1 protein-coding gene is annotated in these 1,525 nt (G+C 34.8%); it reads right to left on the reverse strand.

Annotation, left to right across the window (positions count from 1 at the left end; genetic code table 11):
• Positions 1 to 266: 266 nt before the first annotated feature.
• Positions 267 to 1,432 (reverse strand): IS3 family transposase gene (locus ACR65M_RS26825; protein WP_440274931.1). Its coding sequence is split into 2 segments (ribosomal slippage): positions 267 to 1,117 and positions 1,117 to 1,432, totalling 1,167 coding nucleotides; the frame shifts between segments, so codons are not numbered across the junction.
• Positions 1,433 to 1,525: the final 93 nt, after the last annotated feature.

Here is a 1,525-nt window from a genome sequence, read left to right on the forward strand (position 1 = left end):
TGAACTGACCTAGCCAAATGAGACATATATAAAACACCTATCCATATTAAATTTAACACTTTTTCATTAATTTGATATTGGTTCTTTACTGGAAATAGTTCAGGCACTTTGTCACTTTACTTGGAGCCTCTGCGGGCATAGATTCTTTAGCCAGGAAGCCAGATATCTCAAAGAGAATCTGGCTTAGCCATAATAGGCTATCATGCCCGCATCTCCAAATAAAGTGCACGTCTTTTCTACATGCAAAGTGGATAACCCCGAATCCTTTAAGCTGCCTTTAATCCAAATTCTATTGGAGTTAAGTAGCCTAATTTTGCTTGAATCCTACCCTCGTTGTAATGATGAATGTACCCATCTATTCTAGAAATAACTTCTAAATTAGATAGGGTATTAAACTTACAATATTGGAATTCCTCTGTCTTTAAATTTGAATGAAATGATTCAATCACCGCATTGTCCCAACAGTTCCCTCGTCTGGACATACTACCTACTAAATGATGTTCCTTCAAATAATTTTGAAAAGTATACGAAGTATACACACTCCCCTGATCGGAGTGTATAATAACTCCTTCTGGCTGATTGCGTTTATCCAAAGCATCCTGCAGTGTATCAATCACTAATGTCGTTTGTTGATGATTATAAATCTTATAAGCTACAATTTCATTATTATACAAATCCATAATCGTAGACAGATATAATGTTTCGCTGCCATACTGGATATACGTAATGTCCGTTACCCACTTCTCATTTGGTTTACTTGCACTAAAATCACGATTAAGAATATTAGGTACAATGACATCACTTTCTCCCTGCGATTTCCACTTGCGTTTTGGTTTCACCTTACACTGCAAATGATGCTTCTGCATAATGTTTTGAACTGTGTTCCTATTAAGATGAATATGATGTTCTCGCTTTAGAATAGCTCTAATTTTCCTATGACCATTTCTATATTTAGTAGCCTTACAGATTTCAATAATTAAATCTTCATGTTCATTCCGATATTCACCAAACCCTTTAGTCCAACGATAATAGCTAGCACGTGGAATCCCTAAAACTTTTAAAATGGAAGTAACGGTATATTTTTTACGAAATTGTTCAACCAATTGTACTACTAGCCCTTTATCGACTCCTTTCTCATCGCCATATACTTTTTTAGAATTTCATTCTCCATTTTTAGGTGAGTTAGTTGATTACTTATTCGCTCGTCCTTACTTAAAGAATCGGGCCCATGCCCAAATGTATATTGTTTACCAATTGGCTGATCAAATCGATACATTTCTCCATTCTTGTACCATCTCATCCAAGTTTCAATTTGAGTTTTATTTTTGATTTTGTATTTGTTCATAATTTCCCGTGTTGTTAATTTTCCTTCAAGCTTATCTCTTACTACCGCCCATTTAATTTCTTTTGTATATACAGTTTTTTTGCCCACGCAAAAACACCTCCGAATAATGTCACAATACTTATCTCAAGTATTGCCATTTTGGAGGTGTTTTATATTGTCTCACTATTTTAGGTTAGTCCA

The organism is Ferdinandcohnia sp. SAFN-114, from assembly GCF_059415045.1.